This is a genomic window from Veillonella sp. CHU110, from assembly GCF_003992255.1.
Classification (GTDB): Bacteria; Bacillota; Negativicutes; order Veillonellales; family Veillonellaceae; genus F0422.
On record NZ_RQVA01000034.1, the window covers coordinates 1 to 1729 of the forward strand.

Below are 1729 nucleotides of genomic sequence, written 5' to 3' on the forward strand. Positions count from 1 at the left end.
TGACTATGAGGCTAATAATACCATATATTATCTTTGATGATATAGTTCCATCCTATTCGATGCATCATATACTCAAAAACTTTATGACATAGAATTACAGCAGTATATACAATGCATAGGTTTTAATAAGAATGGTTATGGCTGTATTCATATGTAATCAAATTGACCATCTATAAATAGATACGATACAATAAAGATAATATATTGTTTGTACTTCATAGGGGGAAGAACTATGCTAAAAAAATGTTTAGTCGGTTGCCTAGCAGTAAGCTCCTTGCTGTTCACGGTGGTGAATGCATACGATTATAATGAGTATGATCAAAAGTTAGTGAACAGAATGTCTGGAGAATGGAAGAATCTAGACGGTCAAGTGGTTTTCAATATTCAAAATGGGTATATTAATGGAGCTCAAGTGCTAGATGTAACAGGATTAGCGGGCAGTCAAAGCTTTGGTGTTGGGAATTTTATTATACATGAAGCGGCAGGAAATCGTCCGTTGCATATGAGCTTTGCTAGTACAGGTAAAAACATTGGTCGAATTGTATATAATGGCCAAGCATTATTTAAACAAATACCAGTTCCATATTCTGAAAGTGTATCTGGCATACATGTTGGATCTACAAAGGATGAGGTACTACGAACATTTGGTAGGCCAACAAAAAGAATGGGAGATACCTATGGTGAGAGCTTGGAGTATGCACATTATAAAATGAGGATTAGATTAGATGGAGGCACTGTTACATCTGTGACTATGCTTAAAGGAAGCCCCCTCCAATTTGATACATCTGGATTGAGTTATGCTGATGGTAAAGAGAAATTTATGGGGGTGTATGATATGCGGAATAATATAGGGTTCGTTATAAAGCAACTGCCAACAGGAGAGGATATTCTTTACAGTGTTGATGGAGGTTATGTGGAAATTACCTTAAACCCTACGCCTTGATAGTGTCAAGGAACGATATTGGAAGTTAAAACAAGCTTGACATATCGCTCTTTTATATATGCATAAGATAAAATGAATATATACTTACTAGGTATTATAGGATTAGCGCAATCAGCCTAAGTGTAGAAAAGCGGAGGTATTTTATGAAAACGTTATGTAAACTGTTACTTGTTACCATGGTGGTATGGTTAGGTGCACTATCACTGACTCCAGTAGAAGCTAGTGTAGCGAATGATCCCGGGTATGTACGTATTTATCGTCAGGGGGCATCGACATTCTACTTGAATAAACGATCCATTGCGATTGAAAACTATAATCCACCATATTATCGTTTATCTGTCACAACTCGTACTGAATATGATCCAATTATGAGATTCTCAGAAGAGACAAAAGATGGTGCCCGTATGGTATTTGATTATGATTACGATAATAAAACGATTAGCTTAGTAGGGGGTAGAAGAGGAAATCGACCTATAGATGTATCAAGAGGTGAGGATTGGCAGTATCCAGCAGAAGCGAAAGCCGCAGCACTTGCAGCATTCCGTGTAGTTTACGGTATTCCATTTTATTAATAAAAAGCATATAACGTACTGAACATTTGGAAAAAATAAGCAACAAAAAATAATTAAATGATTTCTAATAAAACAGAGGAATGTTGATCAACATGTGTCAACATTCCTCTGTTTTTATACTTGTAAGAAGGAAAAGCGGGTTATAGGACAAAATGAGTTGGTTTTAATAGCAATGAGCCTAGTTAAATACTAGGCTCATTGAATTTTAAAGTTG

General features: G+C 35.9%; 2 protein-coding genes. Both read left to right on the forward strand.

Annotated features, from left to right (window positions below):
• The first annotated feature begins 232 nt into the window (after positions 1 to 232).
• Positions 233 to 943: a hypothetical protein gene (locus tag EO122_RS08115; protein ID WP_127010146.1), complete on the forward strand. Its 711-nt coding sequence runs from the start codon at positions 233 to 235 to the stop codon at positions 941 to 943.
• Positions 944 to 1086: 143 nt separating this feature from the next.
• Complete coding sequence (locus EO122_RS08120; RefSeq protein WP_127010147.1) at positions 1087 to 1515, forward strand: hypothetical protein; 429 nt, start codon at positions 1087 to 1089, stop codon at positions 1513 to 1515.
• Positions 1516 to 1729 lie beyond the last annotated feature (214 nt).